Genomic DNA, 23,098 nt, shown 5'->3' on the forward strand with positions numbered 1-23,098 from the left:
CGCAGTTCATCACCGAGCCAGGTCGTGGCATGGTGGTCGAACTGTTGCTCACCAATCTCGTGAGTGCCCGCCAGCGCGGCGTTGCTCCGCAGCTCATCACACTGAGCGCGGTGATCGGCCACGCCAACCATTTCGATCGCTGGCTTGGTTGTGATCTTTTGCAAACCGACCATCGTCCGGTTCCGCTGGTCGAAGGTGTCCTAGATAGGAGCGGTGCACTTACGCGCCTGGGGCCGGGTGGTACCGAAACCATTCAGCTCCTCGACCGCTTTGCGATCCGCCAGCGCGGGCAAAGGCAATCGTCGCAGGACGTGATCGTGCCGCTGGTCCGCCATCTCATCGATGCTGGCGAGAAGGTCATTATTTTCCGCAATGCGCGTGGCCCGGCGAGCGGCTGTGCGAACTATCTTGCGGCCGAGCTTGGCCTTCCTGCGGCGCAAGACGTGATTGATGTGCTGCCCGAAGGCGATCCTTCTCAAATGTCGGAGAGTCTTCGCCGGTCACTCGAGGGTGGCATTGCGTTTCACAACGGCGATCTCACCCGAGATGAGCGCGTTGCAGTCGAGCGTGGATTTCGCCGGGCAGACGGCCAGATCAGGGCACTCGTCGCGACCAGCACTGTTGCCGCCGGCGTGAACACGCCCGCGTCCACCGTTATTATCGCCGAGACGGATTTCCCTGGGCGAGAACGACAGCCCTACACGGTGGCTCAGTATAAGAACATGGCGGGCCGCGCCGGTCGGTTGGGGTTCGAGGCCGAGGGAAAGGCAATCCTGCTCGCCGATACCCCCATGGAGCGCAATCAGCTCTTCCGGCAGTATGTGCAAGGTCAGCCGGAGGTCATCCGGTCATCTTTCAATCCGAACCAGCCGGGAACCTGGGTGATCCGCTTGCTCACGCAGGTTAGAGATGTTCCGCGCGGTGCCGTCGTTGACCTGATCGCGAACACCTATGGAGGTTATCTCGCCGCCCTCCAGAATCCGGCGTGGCGCGAGCGCATGCTCCCGACCCTGGAGCGGCTGCTAGATCGCATGGTCGCGGATGGCCTGATCGAGGAAGACGGCGACAATCTCCGCCTGACCATGCTTGGACGCGCCTGCGGCGAGTCGCCCCTCACGCTCGAGTCGGCGATGCGCCTGGTTGAGCTGTTGCGTCGCATCGATCCGGTCGATGCGACGCTAGAAGCCCTTCTTGTTCTCGTCGAATGCCTGCCGGAGCGCGACGAGGACTACACACCGCAAACCCGCAATGGTGAGCCGCGTTGGCAGCAGGCTGCCCTTGGTCGCTTCGGGCATGGCGTGGGTCGCGCATTGCGGCATCATGCCGAAAGCGATGTCGCGTTCTATGCCCGATGCAAGCGCGCGCTCATCGTGAGCGACTGGATTGCTGGTGAGCCGACCAACGACATCGAGGCCCGCTACTCGTCCAATGCCTTCGTTAGGGTAGGGCACGGCGACATTCGCGGCTACGCGGATGGCTCTCGTTTCCTACTGGAGTCCGCGCTGCGCATAGCCGCGATCGTGCTGGAACGGGCCGAGGATCAGGAGGCGGCAGCGCTATTGCTCACGCGGCTTGATCTCGGCCTTCCAGCCGAAGCGTTGCCGTTGAGCGCACTAGGATTCCCGCTGACTCGCGGGGAAATTCTTGCGCTTTTCCGGGCGGGTCATTTGAATGGGGAGTCGATCGCCGCTTTAACCTCCGATGCGGTCGCCGCAATCATCGGCCGCCGTGGACATGAACTACATGAGGCAGTGCAGCCACCTATATTGGCGTAGCTCACATTGCGATCTGATGAGGTCGGGCGACTTGAGGGATGAAATGGGTTCGAGTTCGTCGTCCATCTTCCCATTCAGACGCGAACCTTCTTATAATTGAGACCAGTTACGAAACCCTGCTCAAGGCACCATCTGCGCGTCAGGCCAGCGCCAGTATTGTTCGAGTAGGCCTTCGCGTCTGAACGAAACCGTAAGAAGGACGGCCAATCGGATGGCTCCGGATGGTTGGTCTTGATGTGAACGAGAACCTCTTCTTCCTCTCGGATATCCTTAATTTCCTTCACGGCGTAGCGACTACCCCATTCGGTGGTGTAGTCGAGCACCGCATGAACGACGGTATGCCGCTGCTTTGGCCTCAGTTTCCTCCCAACCGAGACTTGCTGAGCAAGGTCGTCTCGATAATCCCAATCCTGGAAGTAAAGATTGGCCATGCAGTTGAGGATTTGATGTTCATTGATGGCATCCACGTCCGCTTTGCGTATCACGTCGATCCAGCCTGAGCGCTGACCGGTCTGATAAACGGAAGAATCGTACACGATTGCGCATAGTCGAGGAGAAAGTGGGAGGAGGAAGATCGCGCCCGCAGTCTTGACGCCAAAGCTCTGCTGGACTTTGTGACGACGCTGGAGGTGCAACCTGTTCGTGAGGACTGCCGGGTCATCTGACGTCATGAAGGGTCGGTCGGTGCGGTTGCGCGCGATGCAGACCTTTAGGTCATCGACGATGCCCATGCTGTCTGCAAAGTGCAGCATCGCGATTTGGACAGCCGTCTTTATGGCGTCACGGATGTGAGGGATCGGAATATCGGAACCGGGAACGTCGTGCATGGCAGCGGTCATTTCGGCTGCCTTTCGAGAGGCTGCCTCGGTGCGCAAATGCTGGAGGTAGACAAACCGCTGGATGACGATCTGGACCTTTGCGTTAATGACGGCGTCATCGCTCATAAGAAAGCGCACGACCTCCCCATATGGATTCTCGATCGAATTTATCGCTCGTTCGAGGCGTTCGTCCTTGCCGTAGAAGTAGTCTCCCGAGCACTGATTCCTCACCGGAGCGTTCTGAACGGGCCTTAAGCGGTCGATGTTGAAAAGATTGATTGCTAAACCTTCGCCATCCAGAGTGAATGGCTTCAGATGAACGCGCGGAACGTAGTGTTGGTTTTTGTTGTCGGCCATTTGTCACGACTGTGCGTTTGGATGGTATCGTCGCCCTCGACTCTGGGAAGCGTGATCGCCGCGCAGCATCAGGCAGCTTCGTCGAGGTGCCCAGGTCCGCAAGCTGCGCAACTAGCAGAAGGCCAGAGCCGATCGACCGTCCGAACGCCCTCCTCAACTTCACCAAAAGCGGAGCGCCAGCGTTCGGTCAGCTGCCCGCCAAGTGACGCGATGCGGCGCGGCGACGCGACGAATACGCGACTGAAAGATTGCGCCGGTGGATCGAGAAGGCAGTCCAGCGCGACTTCTGCGATCATCGCGTTCACGTAGGCGAGCTCCACCGGCCCATAGGGCTGATAGTGCGCGCCGCAGGCGGGCTCCTCCTGAGCGATGTCGCCGCCATCCGGCCACTCCACAGCCGTGAGTTCGGGCGCCCCGGTGCGCCCGATGTGACATTGCAGGCAGCCCTCGCTTTGGCCGATAGCGACCGCGTGGCCAGCGCAGGCATGTGCCTCGGTCCACCCGTAGACAATGGGCTGTCCGCGCCCTTGCCGGACATGCCAGCGATTGAGTGCACTCTCGGCAACCCAGTTTCCGGTCGCAGCGACGATCATATCGGCCAATGCGAGCAGATCCTCGTTGTGTGCGATCAGCTGATGCAGGCCGCAAGCGCGATGTTCGACGTTCAGATGCGGAAAGTCGGCCTGCAGTCGTTCGGCCAAGGCTTCGGCCTTGTTGCGCCCTACGGCGGTGGCGCCGAGCGGATGGCGCCCGACGTTGGGCCAGGTCAACCGTTCTGGATCGACCAGGATGAGGCGGCCGACACCCGCTTGGGCCAGCGCGCAGGTGACCGGTGCCCCGACCGAACCGCAGCCGATCACCACGACCGTCGCGCCGAGCAGCCGGCGCGTGCGGGCATCCTGACCGCGCCCATGCACCCAATCGGCATCGGCGCGCTGCACGAGCGTCCTGACGACCGGAGCCGTGCCGAAAAAGCGGCCGAGTAGCAGCGGCTGTGGGGTATGGCCGGGTCGGAATCCCACGGAGAGGGGTTCGTCGGGCGCGCGCGGCCGGCCTTTGCGTCGCTTTGGGTTGAGCGCCTTTACCCCAATCGATGCGCCGCCCCCGCGTCCAATAGCGCCGAGCAGCACCAGCACCTCGTCCGGCCCGCCTTTCGCCGCCTGCTCCAAGACCGTCCTCGCCTCGCCAGAGATCCGCTCCGCCAAATGATACAGATCGGCGGCCGTCTCCGGGTATTCTGCAGGAAGCAGTGGTGCGTCGAGCCAGAGGAACGCGGCCGCTTCCGTCTTCACCGGCGTCTTGTCGCCAAAGCGTTGATAGACCCATCTCGCAATCGCGTCCTGATCCTCTCCGGCGACTTCGAGACCCTCGCCGCGCCACACACGCACCACCCGCGAGGGCGGCTCGGGCGCGACTAGGCTGAACAGGTTTTCGCCCTGCGAATGCACCCGGTAACCCCAGTAGGTGACAAACTCGTCGCGGAAGTCGCGCTGAACGATGGCACCCTCCAGCAACTCCTGGACCAGCCGGACCGAGCGATTTAGTAGATCCATCGCGACCTCTGAAGGATCATCGGGATCCCACTCGGCCATGTTCGGCAATAGGCACAGGATGCCGTCGCTCTCGACGTGCGGCCAGGTCATGGGCTCGGGATGGTCGACCAGCGCGGTCCTGACCGGCGTCGTTGGAAACTGCGCGCCGGCCACAAGGTCGATTCTGCGGGTTACTCCATCCGAAAACACCACGCTGATCCGCCAGGCGGCGACGATCCAGTCACGGCCGGGATAGTCGCTGGAGATCGTCGCGCGGTCGAGGCGCTCGGGCACTTGCCCCGCCCGCTCGCGCAGGGTCGCTTCGAGCAGGAGCGCTGCCCGTCGCCAATCGAGCGCGAGACCATCCTTAAGCATGGCGGCCGCCGCCGGCGCTGCTGACCGCGCTGGCCGCCGCTGCCGTCGCGCTGAGCAGGGCGGCTGACCCAATGATGGCGGGGGCGGCCACCGATGCGCGCTGCTCTTCCTCCAACCGCTCGCTGAAGAAAGTGGTCGCGAACACCTTGTCCCAGCAGTTAAGCGCCTTCTCGCGCGTGCAGTCGGCGTCAAAGAGCGGCTCGAGCGTGTTGATCGCCTCCGTCAGCTTCTCGCGGAAGCAGCGCGCCTTGGCGTCGTCGGACCCGCTGGTGATGGTGTCGCCCGGGGTCACCGGGTGGGCGACGACGAGGTTCCAGTTCAGCCGATCACGGATGGCAACCATGGTGTCGTAGAGCGCGCGATCCTCGCGGTCGTTCGCGCGAAACTTCTCGGTCATCAGAACCGAGATGCCAAAGCCGCTAAGGATCGAGCCGCGCCAGCTATATCGGCTGCGGGCGTACTTCTTCAGGTCGCGATTGATGCGGCGCAGCTGGATGCCGTCGGCGGATGCGGCGCGCTGGTCCTCGTACCAGTCCGACACATCGCGAGCGTCAGACCGCTTCCAGCCGCTGCTCGCCGCCAGCTCGTAGTGCACCTCTTCGCCGAAGACGGTGTCAGTGACGACGCGGCGGTAGACCGGCAGATCGACGTGGTAACCCTTCTCGTAGAAGACACGCACGCAGTTCGACCGCACCTCAGGAGCACGCTTGAACTTGCCGTCGTCAACCGCGTCGCGCACCATCCAGCGCGCCTGTAGGGATGTCATCTCGGCGCCGCGATCGCCGACCAGATCCTCTTTGTGGAAGTAGACCCCGTCGTCGATATCATAGTCGTTGTCGGGGTCGTGGCACATCGTCTTCATGGCATAGCTGCCCTGTTTGACGAACTCGATCGGCTTGGGCTTGCCGGCCTTATCCAGGCCGTTTCGCAGCCGCGTCCGGTTGGAGTCGCGGCGATCTCGCATTGCATCCTGCTCGCTCTTGGGCAGGATCACATCCTGGTCGTGGTACGCACGCACATCTTTGGCGCAGTCGAACATCACCTATCCTTTCTGGTTGCCGGTGGAAGTGGGACGCCAGACGGCGCCAGTGGCCGGCATCGCCGGCAGGTCGTGCATGAGTTGACGAATCATGCGCCCGTCCGCGTTGTTGGAATCGTCGCAGGCGCTCTTGGTCAGATCGGCGTCGGTGTGCGCCTGGCCGACCAGCCGATCCATCGCCTCTGGCCGGGTGTCGTCGAGGGCGAGATACGGCATCATGCTTGCCGGCACCGGCTTGTTGGGAAAGCGCACGCGCCGGATCGAGCGGCCGCAGTTGCTAATGGCGTTCGTCAAAAGCCGCGCCATGTGGTCGAAGGCAAATTCCTGCGCCGAGATACTGAGCGGCGCGACGTCAGCACCGAGCGACCAGTCCAGCATGGAGCGGTGTGCGCTCTCCGCGTCGAGGTGATCACCCTCCGGGCGCGGACATGTTCCGAGTGAGTAGATCTCGATCGGGCGGTCGGGCGGCGCCACCGTCAGCGCGTCGACGAGCCCAACCATGATCGGGTTATTGGCCCAAAGCCCTCCGTCGGCGAACACCTGCTTGGGGCCGCCCGGCGTGTTCGGATCATCGATCGCCGCTAGCGAGCGGTAGATTGGCGCGGCGCTCGTCGCCATGCAGACGTCTACCAGCGGATAGTGATCGTCGCGGACCCCGCTCTTAGGAGTCTTCTTGAAGACCCAAGCCCGGTGCTCGCTCATCAGTACCGTCGGGATCGCGAGCGAGATGCCCCGACCTTCGAACACGTCGATCATGGTGACGTCGTCGAGCACGCCACGCAGCGCCTCGCGCAGCGCCTTGTCGCCCTCGCGCACGAAACGGCTGCCCTGGCTCGCGCGATAGATCGCGCTGCGCTTCCCCGCGATCCGATGCGGAAAGATCTTGGGGCCGTGCTCGCGATAGAGCGCCACTACCTCCGTCATCGGCCGCCCGACGGCCAGCGCGCACCCGACGATCGCGCCGGTGCTGGTCCCGGTTATCAAGTCGAAGCCGCGTCCCAGATCGAGGGCCGATTCGCCCCGAATGCGCGCGAACTGATCAGTCAGGCGGGCGAGAAAAGCCGCCGTATAGATGCCCCGCATCCCTCCGCCGTCCAGGCTGAGCACTCGATATGGCCGCTCAGCACCCTGATCTCGCTCACCTTCCGCCATCTGCGATGTTTCCTCTCTGACGATCCGGTCGCCGGACCGCCTCTAAAGCGGTCCGGTCCAGTCAGCCCTTCGGCGGGAAGGGGTCGTTGCCGTAAGAATTGGCGTCCCGGATGCGACCGTCCGGGCGGTGGATGATGACTTCGCCGCGTTCGCGAACGGCAGTGCCGCGCGCGGCCTGTGTCGCACCGGCTTGGGTGTTGTGGGTCGAGCCAACCCGGGTGGTGCCTTCGCGACGCGTCGCCCAGCCCGACCCGTGGGGCACTACGTGAATTCGCTTCGACATTGTTGGTTCTCCGACTCGTTCCCGGGCATCACGCCCTAACGCAATCGATTCCCGAAGTTGCTCAAAATGTCAAACAATAATCACATGTCCATGTTTGCAATAAGCACATCATGTTTGCGAGATTGACATCTAAAAGAACATAGCGCAAACATGATTCATGGCAGGCGAGACACTCTACAAGGCTTTCGGCAGTGCGGTCTCAACCCGCAGGAAAGCGCTCGGCCTCACGCAGGCGGAACTGGCTGGCAAGGTGAAGATGTCGCGCGCGTCGATCGCAAATATCGAGAGTGGCCGGCAGAACATCCTGTTGCATCATGTTTACGCGCTTGCCGCCGCACTCGATTTCACCAAGGTGGCAGAGCTCCTGCCGCCGATGCCGCAGAAGCCTTTAGGGGAGGGGCTGAAGATGATGCTTTCCAATCAGGAGCTATCGAAGCAGACGCTGTCGCAACATGCTGAAGCTCAAGTCGCCGACCTGATCACAACGGCATTGCAGCCACGACGCGGTAAGGCCTGATCATGGCTGATGCCGATCCTGATCGGGCGCGCGCATCTGCGCGTTCGATTCTGCGAGAGTTTGGCGTATCGGCGCCACCAGTCCCGGTTGAGCGAATAATCAAGTCGCGAAAGATCGTCCTTCAGTACGCGCCCCTCGAAGAAGACCTTTCAGGGATGGCATACATTAAGGACGGCGTAGGGATCATCGGTGTGAATGCGCTTCACCACCCGAACCGCCAACGATTCTCGGCAGCCCATGAGCTCGCTCATCACATGCTCCATGCTCCTGCGATCAGCCAAGCCGTACATGTTGATAAGGGGATCCGCGTTCTGTTCCGCGACGATGTCTCAGCGCTCGGGACCGAGCCGATGGAAATCGAGGCCAATGCCTTCGCCTCGGAACTTCTGATCCCCGCCGATCTCTTGGCCACCGCGTTGGAAGGCGGGGGCGTTGACCTTGAGGACGAGGCGGCGATTGAAGCCCTAGCGCGTCGGTTCAGAGTAAGCCCGACCGCAATGCGATTCCGACTGACTCGCTGGTAGCGCGCCCCATGAGCTTCGTCTTCTTCGATACCGAGACGACGGGGCTCAAGCGCGGTTTCGATCAGATTCTCCATTTTGCGGCTGTTCGCACCGACGCGAACTTGAACGAAGTGGCGCGCTTCGAAGCGCGCTCGCGGCTGCAGCCTCACGTGCTTCCCCATCCCTCGGCGCTGCGTACTAACGGACTGCCGATTGAGCGGCTGACGGACGCTAACCTGCCGTCGCACTACGCGATGGTAGGGGACATTCGTCGGATGCTGATTTCCTGGAGTCCATCTATCTTTGTCGGTTTCAACTCCATTCGCTTCGACGAAGAGATGCTTCGCCATGCGCTCTTCCAAAGCCTGTATCCAGCCTATCTGACGAGCAACCACCGCAACTGCCGCGCTGACGCGCTCAGTTTGGTGATGGCCGCCGATGCCGTTTCACCTGCACAGCTTGTCGTGCCGGTCAGCGAGGAGGGGCGACGGACATTCCGTTTGCAGCATCTGGCGGCCGCGAATGGCGTTGCCCATGCCCGTGCGCATGACGCCATGTCTGATGTACTTGCGACGGTCGAGCTATGTCGATTGGTCTATCAGCGGTCTCCGGAGCTGTGGCAGCGATTCGTTCGCTTCTCGAACAAGGCGACCGTGGCGGATTTTGTCGATGCGGAAGATGGCTTCGTGCTGACCGAATTCTTCGGCGGACAGGCTTATCACGCTCCGGTTGTCTGTATTGGTGTCGATCCCGACCAAGCCAACGGCCGGATTTGCCTCAGCCTTAATCAGGACGTCGGCCAGCTTGCTGGAATGAATGACGTCGAACTGCAGGCCCATCTGGCGCAGAAGCCCAGTCCGATCCGTCGCTTCAGGGTTAATGCCGCACCCACGCTGACCGCTTTCTTCGACGCTCCAGAGCATATGTTGGATGGCGGTTCGATTGGCGACATCGAAGACCGGGCCCGTCGCGTGAAGGCGGACGCCGATCTGCGTACGCGGCTTGTCGCCGCCTACATCGCCACGCGTGAGCCATATCCACTGTCGCCTCATATTGAGGAGCGAATCTATAACGGCTTCCCAGGGCCCGCTGACGAAGGGCGTGCGAATGCGTTTCACCAAGCCTCATGGCCGGATCGTCTCGCTATCGTGCAAAGCTTCGAGGATGAGCGCCTGAAGTGGTTTGGCTTGCGCCTGATGTACTTCGAAGCCCGCGCAGTTCTTCCCGCGGCGGTAAGGGCCGAGATCGAGCGTCGCTTGGCAGACCAGCTGGCGGGCGATGGGTCCGGCTGTCTTACATACGAATTGGCTTTGGCCGAGACGGACAAGTTGATGGGGGAAGGAGCAGATCACGACGGTCTTCTCTCTCGATACCGCATCTATTTGCAGGATCGTAGCGCGCGGGCAGCTGCGTTCAGGGCGCAAACAGTCCCTTAAGCGGCATCCATCTCGGACCTCCCCGTATGTGAAATGCGCGAAAGTCCTTGACATCGATCCTCAGAAGATGGACTTTCCCGCATCTGAAATGCGAGAACGTCCGTGTCCATAGCCCTCGTTGGTGAAACAATCGACCGGAGACGCGCGCACGCGCAAGCTGCGGCGGGCGAACTCATCCAGCTGATCCGCGGCGTCTATGTGCAGGCGAACGTTGATATTGAGGCAGCGGTGCTCACCCACGCTGTACGCATCGCGCAGTACCTTTATCCGGCTGCCTATTTATCCTCCGCATCGGCCGTACTCCTTGGACCAACCTCTGATGGCCGATTGTTCCTGAGTGGGCGCCGCAACCAGCGAACCCGGATCCGCACGCTCGAGATCGTCCAAAACGAAGCGCCCGCTCATCCGTCGACGGCGCCGGCGATTGTGGGCGACGATCAAGGTGAGATCAGAATCGAGGTGTCATCACCGCGTCAGCGGTTTCTGGAAGCCTTCCGGCTCCGAAGCGAGCACGCCAGCGCCATTACTGACGAGCTTCGTGCAGACATGGCGGCACGGCTGATCGAGGAGTTTGGGTCACCGCAAGCGACGGCGGATGCCGTCTGGGCGCTGGCTCGCGAGAACGGTTGGTATCGCGAGGGGGAAGGGGCAGAGCGCTACCTGACCACGCGCCCCTCTGCCGGAAAGGTGGCCGCAAACAAGGCGGCGCTCGAGCGGATCGTCGCTTGGCATGGCGAGCCTCTCGGCCGTCTGACGCATGACGGATTCGAATGGCGCTGGAAGGCGACCGCGAATACGGCGCCGCCGCTGGTCCGCCAGACAGCGCCCGGCAAGCTCCCCGCGTTTGTGGAATCGCTCTTACCGGAAGGCTGGCTCGCCCAAGTGCTTCACGAGCGGGACGATCGCGATGCTATTCGGCGCGGCAAGCGGTTTATGTCGAACGTCGCGGTTGTCGCCGACAAGAAGGAGCTCGAAGCACTGCCGCTCGACGTCCTGCAAGCGCCGCTCGCTAAGTACGCGAAGGACGGGGAATTCACTGGACAGTATGTCGGCCAATCGAGGGGTGAGCTGGAGCACAGCTTCGAGGAGAAGCTCGCGCAGCTATTTGAGCGTGCGGAAATGCCCCGTCTGTCCGGCGTGCAAATCAAGGCGCCGATGTGCTTGACTTCGGACGGGACGCTGATCGCCGCCACCGACGCGCAATTCACCCACATCCTCAAGCCCGCTGGTACGGCCGGTTTCGAGGCGTTGCCAGTCGTCGAATGGCTGTGTCTGGAGTTAGGTCGAGCAGCGGGGTTCTTGGTGCCCGATGCAGCGCTTGTCGGCATGCCCGACGGCATGGCGCCTGCGTTGGTCGTCGAGCGCTTCGATATTAGGGTTGCGCCTGACGACGGACGCCGCCTCGCGCTCGAAGATTTCTGTTCCGTTCTCGATCTGCCGGCCGCCGCCAAATACGATGGGACAATCGAGCGCGTAGCGAAGGGGCTGCGACCACTCTCGACCAATCCGGACGAAGACCTGGAGATCCTATTCCGCCGGGCGGTGTTCGCATGGCTCATCGCTGACGGCGACATGCATCTCAAGAACCTCGCGCTGATCAAGACGGCCGCACCAGGCAGTCGAAGGTTCGACAGCGTCCGGTTCGCCCCACTCTACGACGCGGTCACGACACGCGTGTTTCCCGGCCTTGGTGGCGACCGGATGGCGTTGAAGCTGACCGGGAAGGACGATCGGCTGGCACCGCGAGATTTCCTCGCGCTGGCGCGGACCATCGAACTGCCGATCACACGCGCCGAAGAGGCGATGGCGAGCATCTCCGCTGCTCTCCGAGACGCTGTAAATGCGACAGCGCTGCCCGACATGGCCCTTGATCGAGAAAGTGGTCGAACCGCGATTGAGAGGGTGAAGGGTATCGTCGTCGAGCGGATAGGCGCGTTCGAATGAGTGCGGGGTCGATCAAGATCTACGTCGGCGTGACCGACCTCGAATGGTTCGAGTATCTGTCCATGCGAAACCCGGAAGAGGTCAATTTCTGGCAGCCGGGCGGTCGATCCCAGTTTCGGGCGCTGGAGCCAGGTGAACTGTTTCTATTCAAACTCCACAGCCCCAACAACTTCATCGTTGGCGGTGGCCTTTTCGGGCACGCCTCAATCGTGCCGATTTCTCTTGCCTGGGACGCGTTCGGCGAGAGGAATGGGGCGGCCTCGCTGGATGAGATGCGCGCTCGGGTAGCCCGCTATAGGCGGGAACCGCTCGACCTCCGCAACGACTACTCCATCGGCTGCCGGATTCTGGAGCAGCCGTTCTTCTGGCCCCGTGATCTCTGGCTGCCGATTGCAGATCGCTGGGCGCCGAGTATCGTCGTGGGGAAGGGCTTCGACACGGGCGATGGCGATGGGCGATATCTCTGGGATGCCGTGCGGGAGCGTTTGGCCGCCGCTGTTCTGGCGCCTTCAAACCCGCTGTTGGAGGTCGCCCGCTACGGCGATCCGCGCCTCGTGAGGCCACGCTTGGGGCAGGGCACGTTCCGGGTCGCGGTTACCGACAGTTATAGTCGCCGGTGCGCCGTCACCGGCGAGCGCACTCTGCCTGTGTTGGATGCTGCGCACATCAAGGCGTACGGAGCAGGCGGCGACCACGAAGTCAGCAACGGGATCTTGCTTCGCAGCGACATCCACAAGCTGTTCGACCGCGGCTACGTCACCGTCGACGCTAACTATCGCTTCGTCGTCAGCCCGCGGCTTCGCGAAGATTTTCAGAACGGGCGACACTACTACGCGCTCGCAGGCCAAGAGCTCGGTCTGCCGAAGCGATCCGATCATCTACCCGACGTAGAGGCGCTACGCTGGCACCGCGAAGAGCGGTTCCTCGCCTAGGAAATCGGGGTGAATAACGCAGGCTAAGGGAGAACCAATGACTTGGCACATCACGGCGCGCATGGCTTGGCACGATCGCGGCTGGGACGGTAGGGTCTGCGACGATCCAGCAGCAAACAGCTATTGCACGGGTAGCCACTCGCTTCTTTCAGAGCGGCTTGCGCGCGAGAAGCGAGTCGAGTGCGAGCGGCCTTGTGCACCAATCGATGCGGAGCTGCCTGCGTATCAGCCGCCTTGCTTCTGGACTTCATCCGCCTTCTCGCCAAAGCCAACTCGGGTCCTCCACCGCCATCCATTCCCGCAATATCGCGACGAGAAGCAAATCGAGGAGATGCTTCCAGCCAATTCGGTATACACTTGGCCATTCCGCCTCGCGATGACGCACGCGTCGAAGGATCGCCACGGCAACTATTTTCCGGACCTCGACGGACGGATCGACCGTTTTGCTGGCAAGCTCAGTCCCGGTCGCTCCTTGGTTTTTTTCTATCTGAACTACGACAACCCGGTTTCTGCCGACGACTATAAATATGCGCTCGTCGGATGTTCCCGTCTCACCGATCTCGCGACGAGTGGCGTCTTCCCGTTCGATGCGGGTGAGCTCAACGGAATACGTGGCTCGAACCCCCGGATGAAGAATTTTCCCGCCGGCAATTGGGCTTTGCAGTTGCAGCACCAAGGCGCGGCGAACGGCATCGTTCTTCCCTATCATGCCTATCTCAAGCACATCGCGGTCAATCCCGACGACGAAGCCAAGCTCGACGAGATCCGTGTGCTGGTAGATGAGCCAGCGCTGCTCCCCAACTTCAAATACGTCTCCGAGCAGGTCCATGACGATCACGCGCTCGCGCTGCTCTACAAGCTGAAGCGAGCGCTGGCGCGAGCGCAGGCCCATGGCATCGTCGATGTTGATGCCATGGTCGATCGGGTCGAAGGCTATATCGCCGACGCCTGGGTGGACCGCGGCCTCTATCCAGGGCTCGGATCGGTGTTCAACGTCCTCGCGGACTTGGCGGAAGGAGAATATCAATTCGAGGGTAGCCGCGGCGCAGCCTTGGTCGCTACGCTTCGCGCGTCTCTCGGGCACGGTGAGGACCTGCTCGACGCCGCGTTCTCGTTGCTCGAATCCAGGGATCCCGTTCCCCCGGCATTGGCGGCGCACAAGGCGACGGTACGCGACGCTCGGGCAGGCTATCGTGACAACAAGAACCTAAAGCCGCTGCTCCGTAAGCTCTCGCTTTTCACGCTGACTCCGCGGCAGGTTGGGCGCATCCTGTTCCCCGAGGATGACGGGCCGCACGCCTTTGCCGGCCTCACGCTGTCACCCGGCGACATCGCCGCCAACCCCTATGTGCTCGCCGAAAGCTACGTTCCGGCGACGCGGGATACGCGCGAAGAACGCGAGGATCTCGACCGTGAACAGCGCAGCGATGCGGCGGTCGACTACGCCGTTATCGACATCGGGATGTTCCCCGATCATCGGCACCTCGAACGTCGCGACGATCTTCACGATCTTACGGTCAGTGGTCCCGAGAGGCTCCGCGCCTTCGCCCATGAAGCGTTGACCGCCGCCGAGGCTCAGGGGCACAGCTTCGTATCGACTGCGACATTGGTCGAGCACGCCGCAGGCCACCCTCTCTTCTATCGCGATAAGCTCAGCGTCAGCGAGGCGCAGTTCCTGTCAGACGAGCACCTCGCCCATTTCCGTGAGCGGATGCACGTCGAGAACGTCGACGGCACGCATTTCTTCTATCTCCAACGTGCCTGGCACGCAGAGCAGATCGTCACGCGCTTTGTCACCGAGAGACTCACGCTTCCGGTACTGAAGCGGGATCTTGGCTGGATCTCGGCCTATGTCGCCGCCGAGTCCGTCGCGCTGTCGGCTGAGATTGAAGGGTTCGGTACCGAGACGTTCGGTCTCGAACGCGCGCGAATGATGACCAACGCGATGACGCAGCGCTTTTACTGCGCGACCGGCCGGCCCGGTTCGGGCAAGAGCCAGGCGATCGCCCAACTGCTCCAGCGTTTCGACGCGGCGAACGAGCGCACCGTGGTGCTGGCGCCCACCGGGAAGGCGGCGCTCCGCCTGAACGCCGAGGCCCCAGACGGTGCGACGTGGCAGGCGGAAACGATCGACCGTTGGATTTGGCGTTCGGGTCTCGGCGATTATCTAAGCGATGGTGCCGACTTGAAGGCGATGGCTAGAGCCAAGCGCTTTGAGCAATTCGACAACCTCGTGGTAGACGAGATGTCGATGGTGAACCTATATCACCTCGCCTTGCTGTTCCGCGCGATCGAAGTTCATCAGCCTATGTCGACATTGCGCGTCATTCTCGTCGGCGACGAGAACCAGTTGCCGCCGATCGGCTGCGGCAAACCGTTTCACGACATGATCAGCTTTCTGCGCGGCGATCCTGAACACCAAACGGCCAACACGATCCGCCTTACCGCGAACTGCCGACAGCGCCACGACACAACCGTCCTCGAGGCGGCGCATCTCTTTGCGGGCAAAAACCGCTATCACGACGAGCTCTATGCGCAGTTGCGCGAAGGCGGGAAAGTCAGTGACTTTCTCGATGTCCGCTACTTTCGCGACGCTGCCGAACTGCAGGGCCATGTCGCTGATTTTGTGACCACCACGCTCGACGTTGCGGTGCCAGACCACCGCGATCGCTCGGCACAAGAAGCGTTCAACCTGCTTCTGAGGCTCTACGACAACGGTCATGTCCCCGGTAGCGATGCGACGGCATTGGGGCTGGACCGTGTGCAGTTGCTCTCGCCGTATCGAGGTGGCCCGAGCGGAGCGCTCGGACTCAGTCACTACATGCGCGACACCTACCGCGCCGACGCCAAGGAGGACGCCTGGCAGCAGCGAGATGGGTTTGTTCACTCGGACAAGATCGTTCGTATCCGCAACCACTATGTCCGCAACAAGGACACCGGGCAGCGCGAGTTGCGCCTTTCGAATGGTTCGGTCGGGGTTTTGTGCGGTAGCCGCAAGGGTTGGAAAGCTTTTTTCGCCGAGAGCAGATGGGGCTTCGACTGGGGTTGGATGGATGCCGAGGATTTCGAACTTGCTTACGGGCTGACCGTCCACAAGGCGCAGGGCAGCGAGTTCGAGGAAGTGCTGGTCGTGGTGCCCGAGCGCCGTGCCTTGTTGTCACGCGAACTGATCTACACCGCGATGACACGGTCGAAGACGCGCCTCACCCTGCTCGTCGAAAAGTCTGACCGGGCCAACCCGCTAGCGGTAGCGCGCGATCGTTCGGTACTCGCGCAGCGCAACTCTTCGGTGTTCGCCCGCCCGTTCGACGCCGCGCGGCTGTTCGAGCCTGAGCATGGGGTCAAGGTCCGCTCCAAGATCGAATACCTGATCTATCAGGCTCTGGTCGCTGCGCGCGACGCAGGCACTTTGACCTTTAGCTATGAGTCGGCGCTGGAACTGCCGTTCGGCGACCGGATGGTTACGGTTCACCCCGACTTCGTCGTCCAATCACGGGGGCAGACCTACTATTGGGAGCATCTTGGCATGCTCGATCGACAAGATTATGCCCGCGATTGGCGAGAGCGTCGGCGTGCCTATGCCGCCGCCGGACATGAAGCAATGCTGCTAACGACCGACGATCTGGCCGGCGTCCGTGCCGATCAACTGACGCAGGTCGTTCGCGACATTGTCGCTGGCAATCTTGCTGGGCGCGCCGACATGGGCTGGTCGATGCACCACTACACCCTTTGAGGATGCAGTCTATTTGCGCCGTTTCGGAATAGGGCGCTGATAAAGCACCACTCGTCGCGGGAGGCGCGATGCGTCGATAAACCGCTGTTTTCGTGAGCTTCTGTGACTCTTCGGGATGGAGTATGCCTGATGGGTAGCGAACGGGATCATTGTGCACCAGGATCACGGCTGTTGCTGAGAGTTCCAGCGCTCGACGTACGAGTTCGCGGGGGTAGACCGGTGTATGATCGACCGTTCCGGTTTGCTGAACTTCATCTGCGATCAACTGGTTCTTCTTATCGAGAAAGAGGATACGGAATTGCTCTCTGTCCTCATGCGCCATGACGGCGGTGCAGTATTCGATTACTTGAGACCATGACGTCAGGAGCTGGCGGCCACGTAAATCCGCCTTGAGCATCCGCTGGGCGAGCGCAGCGGCGATCTTGAGGTCGCGCGCCGCAGCTTCACCAATGCCTTCAACCTCCTGCAACCGCCGTTCCGGCGCCCCGAGGACCTCGGGAAGTGAGCCGAAACGTTGCAAGAGGGCTTTGGCTGCCCCTTTGGTGTCGGCGCGCGGGATGGAGCGGAACAGGAAGAGTTCCAAAAGCTCGTAATCCAGTAAGGTTGCGCTTCCCGCCTCCGCGAAACGCTGCCGCAACCGGTCGCGATGGCCGTGGTAATGCGGCTTTGCTGCGGACTTTCCGGTCGCGATAGCCGGTCTCTCGGCAAAGAGATTGCGTTCGTCTTCTCCGTCCATGACATGTTCCCGCCACTGTCCGCCGAGACGTGCAAAGCCTTGGAGGACGCACGTCCTGGTAGCAGTCTAGGCCGGGAGACCGGGGCGGTCGAGCCCTGCCGGCGAAAGTGTGAAAATTTCACAGCCCGTTTCGGTCACACCAATCGAATGCTCGTATTGGGCAGAAAGCGATCGGTCGCGCGTGACGGCCGTCCATCCGTCGGACAAGACTTTCACATGCGGTCGGCCGAGATTGATCATCGGCTCAATGGTGAAGATCATACCGGGGCGCATTTCGACGCCCTCGCTTGGGCTACCATAGTGCAGGATGTTGGGTGCATCGTGAAACAACTGACCCACGCCGTGACCGCAAAAATCCCGGACCACCGAGCAGCGTTGTGACTCGGCGTAGGTCTGGATGGCGGCACCGATGGCGCCGGTGCGCGCGCCGGGCTTTACCGCGGCGATACCGCGCATCAGACACTCATGTGTGACTTCCAGCAGGCGCTCAGCCGCACGTTTGGTCACGCCCACCGGATACATGCGGCTCGAATCGCCGTGCCATCCGTCGAGAATATAGGTGACATCGATGTTGACAATGTCGCCCTCGCGCAGCGGCTTGTCGTCGGGAATACCGTGACAGACCACATGGTTGATCGACGTGCAGGTGGACTTGGTGTAGCCGCGGTAGTTCAGCGTCGCGGGAATTGCACCGTGGTCCATGCCGAATTCGAAGACGAATCTGTCGATCTCGTTGGTGGTCACGCCTGGCGCGACACGGCTTGCCAATTCATCGAGGCAACGAGCCGTGAGATTGCTTGCCTTGCGCATACCCTCGAAACCTTCTTCGCCATAAAGGCGAATTTGGCCGGTGTTTCGCATGGGGGCGGTGTCTGCTTCGAGATAGGTGACCATGAGGTTTGAGTCGCTTGCGCTTCGCTTCAATGTTGGTGCCGGATTTTGCTTTTTTTATCGCACGATGTCTATCAGGCCATCCGGCTCAATAGCTTCAGGAGTGATTTGGCATTTGACGGCGTAAGCTTCAACCCCAGCCTTTGCAGCGGATGCAAAGGCGGTTGTGTAGGCCGGATCGAGATCGTCGCACAGGCGAAACCGGTCACAGTCGCTTCGCTGGATCAGATACACCATGATCGCGCGGTGACCGGCTTTGCGCATGGCGATGAGTTCGTGGAGATGTCGTGCGCCGCGCTCGGTCACCGTGTCGGGAAACTCCGCAAGACCCTTCTCGCGCATGAAATGCACATTCTTCACCTCGACATAGGCCGGCGCGCGTTCGGGCGCCTCCAGGAGCATATCGATGCGCGAGCGTTGCCCGTAGCGTTGCTCGCGCTTTAAGAGGGGATAGGTGGCGAGATCGGAGATGAGCCCGGCTCGGATTGCTTCCTCGGCGAGCTTGTTGGGAAGACCGGTGTTGATGCCCACCAGCGTGTCGTCGGCTTCCACGATTTCAAGACGATGGCGATATTTGCGTTTGGGATCGTCGGACTTGGAGAGGTAGATGCGCGAGCCCGGCGCCGTGAGGCCGAGCATAGAGCCTGTATTGGGCACCGAGACGGTAATCCGTGCGCCACCCTCCAGAACAACATCGGCCAGGAAACGTTTGTAGCGGCGAATGAGCCGGGCTTCGATCAGGGGTTCGGAAAATTGCATTGCGGTCTTTCAATCGAGAAACTTTTCAGCGGCTTGTCGTGCATTCCGAAGGCAATGATTCAATTTGAGGGATGCGGTTGCGCGGTGGCCTTTGCACGCTGGCGATAGTAGCGTCCGAGAATCAGCGGCGTCAGGTACATGGGGATCTGATAGCAACCGATGAAGAGCAGGAGCGAATCGGTGATGCTGGCGGGCAGGGCGGTGAGAAAAAGGCCGATATTGCGATTGCCTGCCGCAATGCCAAGCGGTGCCGCGATGTGTGTTGCGCCCGATCGTTCAAAAAGTGTGGTTGCAGCGATCTGCAAGAGAAAGTTGGCCGCAAAAGCGATGGCCAGATTGAGCCCGACCCGAGTGGGGTCGACAATCAGCGTTTCGCCGACGGCCGACATGAGACCCACCACGACGACACCCATCAAAATGGCTGAGAGGCCGTCGATCGAACGTATGGTGGCGGGGCCAGGATTGGGCAGCGCAAAGCGGCGCAACACGAAAGCTGTAGAGACTGCCAGCGCGATCACGCCGAGAAGGCGGCTCGCGGCCGCGAGGATGACATCGGCGCTGCCCAGGGCCGGTGTCAGCCAGAAGACTGGCACGACGGTAAACGGCAGGAGTGCGGTGCCGAGCGTCATCACCCGCATCACCGGCGCGGGATCGTTGCCGGTCATGATCGCCAGATGCGGGCTGCCTGAAACGGGTGCAGCTGCGGCCATCAGAACAAGGGCCGTCGGCAAGACGCCAGACCAGCCGACGCCTAGGAAAGTGAGAGCGAAAGCAAGTGGCAGAAGGAGCTGGAAGGCAAGCGTGGTGAGGAGCGATTGGCGAAGATCGCCCAAGGCGCCGATCAGGGCTTTCGGCCCGACCCGTAGGGCTGCCAGGAAGAGCAGGGCTGCGATCATTTCGGCGATCCAGGGCTTGGCGGCGTGGGCGGCAGCCGGCAAGGCTATCCCTGTGACAAGCCCGGCAACGAGAAAAAAGCGTCCATAGCGGGCCGCGAAGCCGAGCGCCTTTCCAATGGCGTCCGATATCCGTTGCATTTTCCCGCCTTTCTCTCCGAACGACACTCAACGGCAGGTCAGCCGAAGGATTCGGACAACATCGCTGACAAGTACGCGGAGTGCCGGGACGGGTCAAACCGTCGCCGCTACGGGCGGCCCCGGCAATCCGCAAACTGCCAGGACCGGGGGTGATTGGCGACGATCTTCGTCCTGCATGCCCTGAGAGCGTCTCGCAAAGAACGATGCCGACGCTGGTGGGGGGAGAAAAGATGGCCGTCGAACGCCGGACAAACACCTCCACCATCTTAACGGATGCAGACGATTGCGCAAAAGGGATGAGGACTCTGTCGAGCGCCCCAAAAAAAGTGCACGGACAGTGCTATCAATCGATCGAACAGGTGGATGCAAGAAGAGAAAACTGGCACGCCCAACGGGACTCGAACCCGTGTTTCCGCCGTGAAAGGGCGGCGTCCTAGACCGCTAGACGATGGGCGCGCTCAAGACGATCCGGCTTATAGTGAGCTTCGATGCCGGGGGCAACCCGTCTTGTGTTGGTTATATGCTTTTTTTCAAATTATTTTCTGCGACGGCAGCGCCAATTCCAGTCACGCTCCGGACCGATGTCCACATGAACGGATTTCGTGTGGCAGTAGGTGCCGACACCACCGCGGCCCGGCATGGAACGAACATATTTGGCCAGTTCCCACTTGCTGACACCCTCGATCTGGATATCGGCCGCGGCGCAATACATATGCAGCGATTTTCTGGCACCACGCACACGTCGATTGTAGTTCGGGCTGCGATAACCGGACGTAACGACGATTCGCTTTCCGTAGTGGCGTTCGATCGTTTTCAGCACGCCGACGAGAGCCGGCTTGAGACAGGCTGTATCGACGCTCTCGCGCTGCTTGAGAAGTCCGTTGGGTGCAAGTCGCGCCATGCCCGCAGCAGATGCGACCTGATAGGCGGGCTCTTCTTCATAGATATCGGCATCGGCGTCGCTGCTTCCGGACTTGCTGGAAAACTCGAACAGACTTTCACCCTGGCGCACACCGGGAAGCGTGGACCCCATATTGGCCGAAGCCTGAACCGGTTTCGTGTCTTCGGAGGCGGAGGCAAGAATGACCTTCGGCTTTTCCTTCGTGCTGGAATCGATCAGCGGGCGGGTCGCTTTCTCAGCGGCCTGGACAGCCTTGGGCTCCCGTGCGGAAAAAAACGCCGAGAGAAAATTTTGCCGCTTGGCCGTTGTTTCTTCTTCGGATGTGGCTTCGCCGGATGCAACGGCCTCTTCGGCGGAGTCGGACGAGGTTTCGTTCTCGGAGGGCGGTTTGCTTGCTTCAGTGACTGCTTCGTCGGTTTCGGGCGATGCGTTTTCCGGTTTGTCTTCGGTGGACGCAACTTCGCTTTCGGATTTCTCCGGCGCAGCGGCGGTTTCAGTTCCGCTTTCAGCAACGGGCGCGGTGGTTTCTTCGGTGGCGGGCCTGGCTACCGGCAATGGAACAGCGCTTCCCGAGATGGCATCGTCGGCACCGGGAGCTGAAGCGATCAGGTCGCCATCGCTGGACTTGAAATCGGAGGTGGCGGCATCGCTTTGAAGAGCGGTTGAGGCAAGGCCAAGCTGGGTTACGGGATCCCCGGTGGTTGAGCACGACGCCAGAAAAAGGGCGCACATCGCGCTTGCCAAGCTAATTCGACCATAGCTTGTCACCGTCATATAGTGTTTTACGCTCTCGTCCCCCAGCAAAAGAAATCTGCCCCTCAATGGAATCGCAAACCGAAACGTTGAACTGAAATTAGAACGCCGGCATTTGCCAAGTGATTGTCTTGCCAACGAATCTGCCACCCTCGGCGAACTATATAGGCGTTAGGAAACAATTGAGGCAAGAACATGTTTCAGAACAAGGATATGCCAAAGTGCAACCAACGCCTTTAAAAGCATTGTTTCAGCTTGTCACGTTGGGTGATCATGCGCGAATCCGCACGTAATCTCCCGGTGCCGGCCCCAGGGATTTCTTACCCTTAGGGGGGACACGCGCTTTCACCTGTTCATCGTTCTGTGCGACGATCCAGTCATGCCAGCGTGGCCACCAGGAGCCGGCATTCTCCTTGGCTTTTGCCATCCAGTCTTCGAGATCGCCGTCGGGGGCTCTTCCGGTCCAGAACTGATATTTCATCATTTCCGGCGGATTGATGACGCCGGCGATATGGCCTGATCCCGCCAGAACGAACTCGACGGGGCCACCGAAGAAGCGACTGCCGAGGAACACGGATTTTGCCGGGGCAATATGGTCTTCGCGTGTTGCCAGGTTGAACACCGGTATTTTGACGTCTTCCAGATGAAGCGTCTTGCCGCGAAGGATGGCGCGACCCTGGGAAAGATTGTTCTCCAGATAGCAGTTGCGCAGGTAATAGGAGTGGTTGGCTGCGGAGAGCCGGGTGGAGTCGGAGTTCCAGTAAAGCAGATCGAAGGGCATGGGCGCCTGACCGCGCAGATAGTTGTTGACCATGTAGGGCCAGATCAGGTCGTTGGACCGGAGCAGGTTGAAGGCGAGCGCCATGCGCCGGCCCTCCAGATAGCCGCGCTGTGCCATGTCGTCCTCGACGGCGCGGATCTGGTCTTCGGCCACAGAGGCGTCCGCATGCCGCACCACGATCGCCGTGGTGCAGTAGCCGAACTCGACATGGCCCGCGCCGAGCGCCTGCAGGGCTTCGTCCGCATCGGCGGCCTGATTGTCGGCGTCTGTGTTGAGCAGCGTGGCCGGCTCATTGGTGAGGATTTCTCGGAGATAGGAGGTGAGCGAACGGCGCTTCGCAAACCAGTTTCGAACATAGGTGTTGAGCGTCTTCTCAGCGTCCGGCTTGTCGAGGGGCAGGAACCGCGTCACCCAGCGATAGGCAAAGCCGAGCTGGTCGAGCTCCGAGAGCAGTCCCGGTTCGCCCGTGGCGGGGAACCCTTTGATGGTCAGGACTTTGAGCGTCTCGTCGCCAAGGCGCGGAGAGAGACCGCCGGTCAGGGGTGTATCGACCAGGAGCGCATCAAGGCACATCGGCACCGACGGTGCTCGCACGGACTGTCGCGCCGTGGAGATGCAAGCATGGAGATAGGTGAGGGTCTCATCGTCGGTGAGGAACCGCGCATCCGGCATCAGATCCGCCATCATGTCGCGGGCCCGGGATGTCTCCATTTCAAAATGCGCAAGATGCTCGCTCCAGAAGGCCGCCGGGGCATCTGCCGGATCGTCGATAAAGAGCTGTTCGATCCTGGCCGTCCGGTCGGCCGGCGGCATCCAGGTGAGAGTGAGATAGCAATCCGTCTCAAAA

General features: G+C 61.2%; 16 protein-coding genes, 1 tRNA gene and 2 pseudogenes. 7 read left to right on the top strand and 12 right to left on the bottom strand.

Features of this window, described 5'->3' with window-relative positions; genetic code table 11:
- Positions 1-1,775, top strand: a 1,775-nt coding sequence (locus tag QZ638_RS12870) for a helicase-related protein (RefSeq protein WP_295811000.1), incomplete at its 5' end; no start/stop codon positions are given.
- A 74-nt stretch (positions 1,776-1,849) separates the two neighbouring features.
- On the opposite strand, the gene QZ638_RS12875 is transcribed toward QZ638_RS12870, so the two are convergent.
- From QZ638_RS12875 to QZ638_RS12895, 5 genes are all read right to left on the bottom strand, one after another.
- A complete protein-coding gene (locus tag QZ638_RS12875; RefSeq protein WP_295811001.1) occupies positions 1,850-2,950 on the bottom strand; it encodes a DUF4238 domain-containing protein in 1,101 nt (366 codons plus the stop codon).
- A 68-nt stretch (positions 2,951-3,018) separates the two neighbouring features.
- Positions 3,019-4,857: a ThiF family adenylyltransferase gene (locus tag QZ638_RS12880; RefSeq protein ID WP_295811004.1), complete on the bottom strand. Its 1,839-nt coding sequence runs from the start codon at positions 4,855-4,857 to the stop codon at positions 3,019-3,021.
- Complete coding sequence (locus tag QZ638_RS12885) at positions 4,850-5,896, bottom strand: cyclic GMP-AMP synthase DncV-like nucleotidyltransferase (RefSeq protein WP_295811008.1); 1,047 nt, start codon at positions 5,894-5,896, stop codon at positions 4,850-4,852. The genes QZ638_RS12880 and QZ638_RS12885 overlap by 8 nt, the downstream gene beginning before the upstream one ends.
- 3 nt (positions 5,897-5,899) lie before the next feature.
- Positions 5,900-7,048: a patatin-like phospholipase family protein gene (locus QZ638_RS12890; RefSeq protein WP_295811010.1), complete on the bottom strand. Its 1,149-nt coding sequence runs from the start codon at positions 7,046-7,048 to the stop codon at positions 5,900-5,902.
- Between the two features lie 61 nt (positions 7,049-7,109).
- Positions 7,110-7,331 carry a DUF2188 domain-containing protein gene (locus QZ638_RS12895; RefSeq protein ID WP_295811013.1) on the bottom strand — a complete coding sequence of 74 codons (222 nt, stop codon included), beginning with the start codon at positions 7,329-7,331 and terminating at the stop codon, positions 7,110-7,112.
- Positions 7,332-7,488: 157 nt separating this feature from the next.
- Here QZ638_RS12895 and QZ638_RS12900 point away from each other — a divergent pair, with 157 nt between their 5' ends.
- The 6 genes from QZ638_RS12900 (at position 7,489) to QZ638_RS12925 (ending at position 16,396) form a co-directional block, all read left to right on the top strand.
- The gene (locus QZ638_RS12900; RefSeq protein WP_295811015.1) at positions 7,489-7,848 is read left to right on the top strand and encodes a helix-turn-helix transcriptional regulator; all 360 of its coding nucleotides are present in this window, start codon (positions 7,489-7,491) and stop codon (positions 7,846-7,848) included.
- A gap of 2 nt (positions 7,849-7,850) precedes the next feature.
- A complete protein-coding gene (locus tag QZ638_RS12905) occupies positions 7,851-8,372 on the top strand; it encodes an ImmA/IrrE family metallo-endopeptidase (protein ID WP_295811018.1) in 522 nt (173 codons plus the stop codon).
- An 8-nt stretch (positions 8,373-8,380) separates the two neighbouring features.
- Entirely contained in the window at positions 8,381-9,787 is a 1,407-nt protein-coding gene (locus QZ638_RS12910) for an exodeoxyribonuclease I (RefSeq protein ID WP_295811019.1), read from the top strand.
- 102 nt (positions 9,788-9,889) lie between these two features.
- A complete protein-coding gene (locus QZ638_RS12915; protein ID WP_295811023.1) occupies positions 9,890-11,731 on the top strand; it encodes a HipA domain-containing protein in 1,842 nt (613 codons plus the stop codon).
- On the top strand, positions 11,728-12,663 hold the full coding sequence (locus QZ638_RS12920; protein WP_295811025.1) for an HNH endonuclease: 936 nt from the start codon (positions 11,728-11,730) through the stop codon (positions 12,661-12,663). The genes QZ638_RS12915 and QZ638_RS12920 overlap by 4 nt, the downstream gene beginning before the upstream one ends.
- Positions 12,664-12,700: 37 nt before the next feature.
- Positions 12,701-16,396 carry an ATP-dependent RecD-like DNA helicase gene (locus QZ638_RS12925; protein ID WP_295811026.1) on the top strand — a complete coding sequence of 1,232 codons (3,696 nt, stop codon included), beginning with the start codon at positions 12,701-12,703 and terminating at the stop codon, positions 16,394-16,396.
- 124 nt (positions 16,397-16,520) lie between these two features.
- On the opposite strand, the pseudogene radC reads toward QZ638_RS12925, so the two are convergent.
- The 7 genes and pseudogenes from radC to QZ638_RS12960 all read right to left on the bottom strand — a co-directional run.
- A pseudogene (gene radC, locus QZ638_RS12930) lies at positions 16,521-17,132 on the bottom strand (DNA repair protein RadC); the annotation flags it as partial.
- Between the two features lie 66 nt (positions 17,133-17,198).
- Positions 17,199-18,026 (bottom strand): type I methionyl aminopeptidase, encoded by an 828-nt coding sequence (gene map / locus QZ638_RS12935; RefSeq protein ID WP_295811027.1) that lies wholly within the window; start codon positions 18,024-18,026, stop codon positions 17,199-17,201.
- Positions 18,027-18,080: 54 nt separating this feature from the next.
- Positions 18,081-18,782, bottom strand: coding sequence for a DNA/RNA nuclease SfsA (gene sfsA / locus QZ638_RS12940; RefSeq protein WP_295811030.1), 702 nt, complete (start codon positions 18,780-18,782; stop codon positions 18,081-18,083).
- Positions 18,783-18,841: 59 nt separating this feature from the next.
- Positions 18,842-19,816: a hypothetical protein gene (locus QZ638_RS12945; protein WP_295811032.1), complete on the bottom strand. Its 975-nt coding sequence runs from the start codon at positions 19,814-19,816 to the stop codon at positions 18,842-18,844.
- Positions 19,817-20,196: 380 nt separating this feature from the next.
- Positions 20,197-20,272, bottom strand: a tRNA-Glu gene (locus QZ638_RS12950).
- Positions 20,273-20,351: 79 nt separating this feature from the next.
- Positions 20,352-21,449, bottom strand: coding sequence for a D-Ala-D-Ala carboxypeptidase family metallohydrolase (locus QZ638_RS12955; protein WP_295811033.1), 1,098 nt, complete (start codon positions 21,447-21,449; stop codon positions 20,352-20,354).
- 292 nt (positions 21,450-21,741) lie between these two features.
- A pseudogene (locus QZ638_RS12960) lies at positions 21,742-23,098 on the bottom strand (hypothetical protein); the annotation flags it as partial.

Origin of the sequence: uncultured Nitratireductor sp., from assembly GCF_913053745.1 — a bacterium.
Taxonomy (GTDB): Bacteria; Pseudomonadota; Alphaproteobacteria; order Rhizobiales; family Rhizobiaceae; genus Nitratireductor.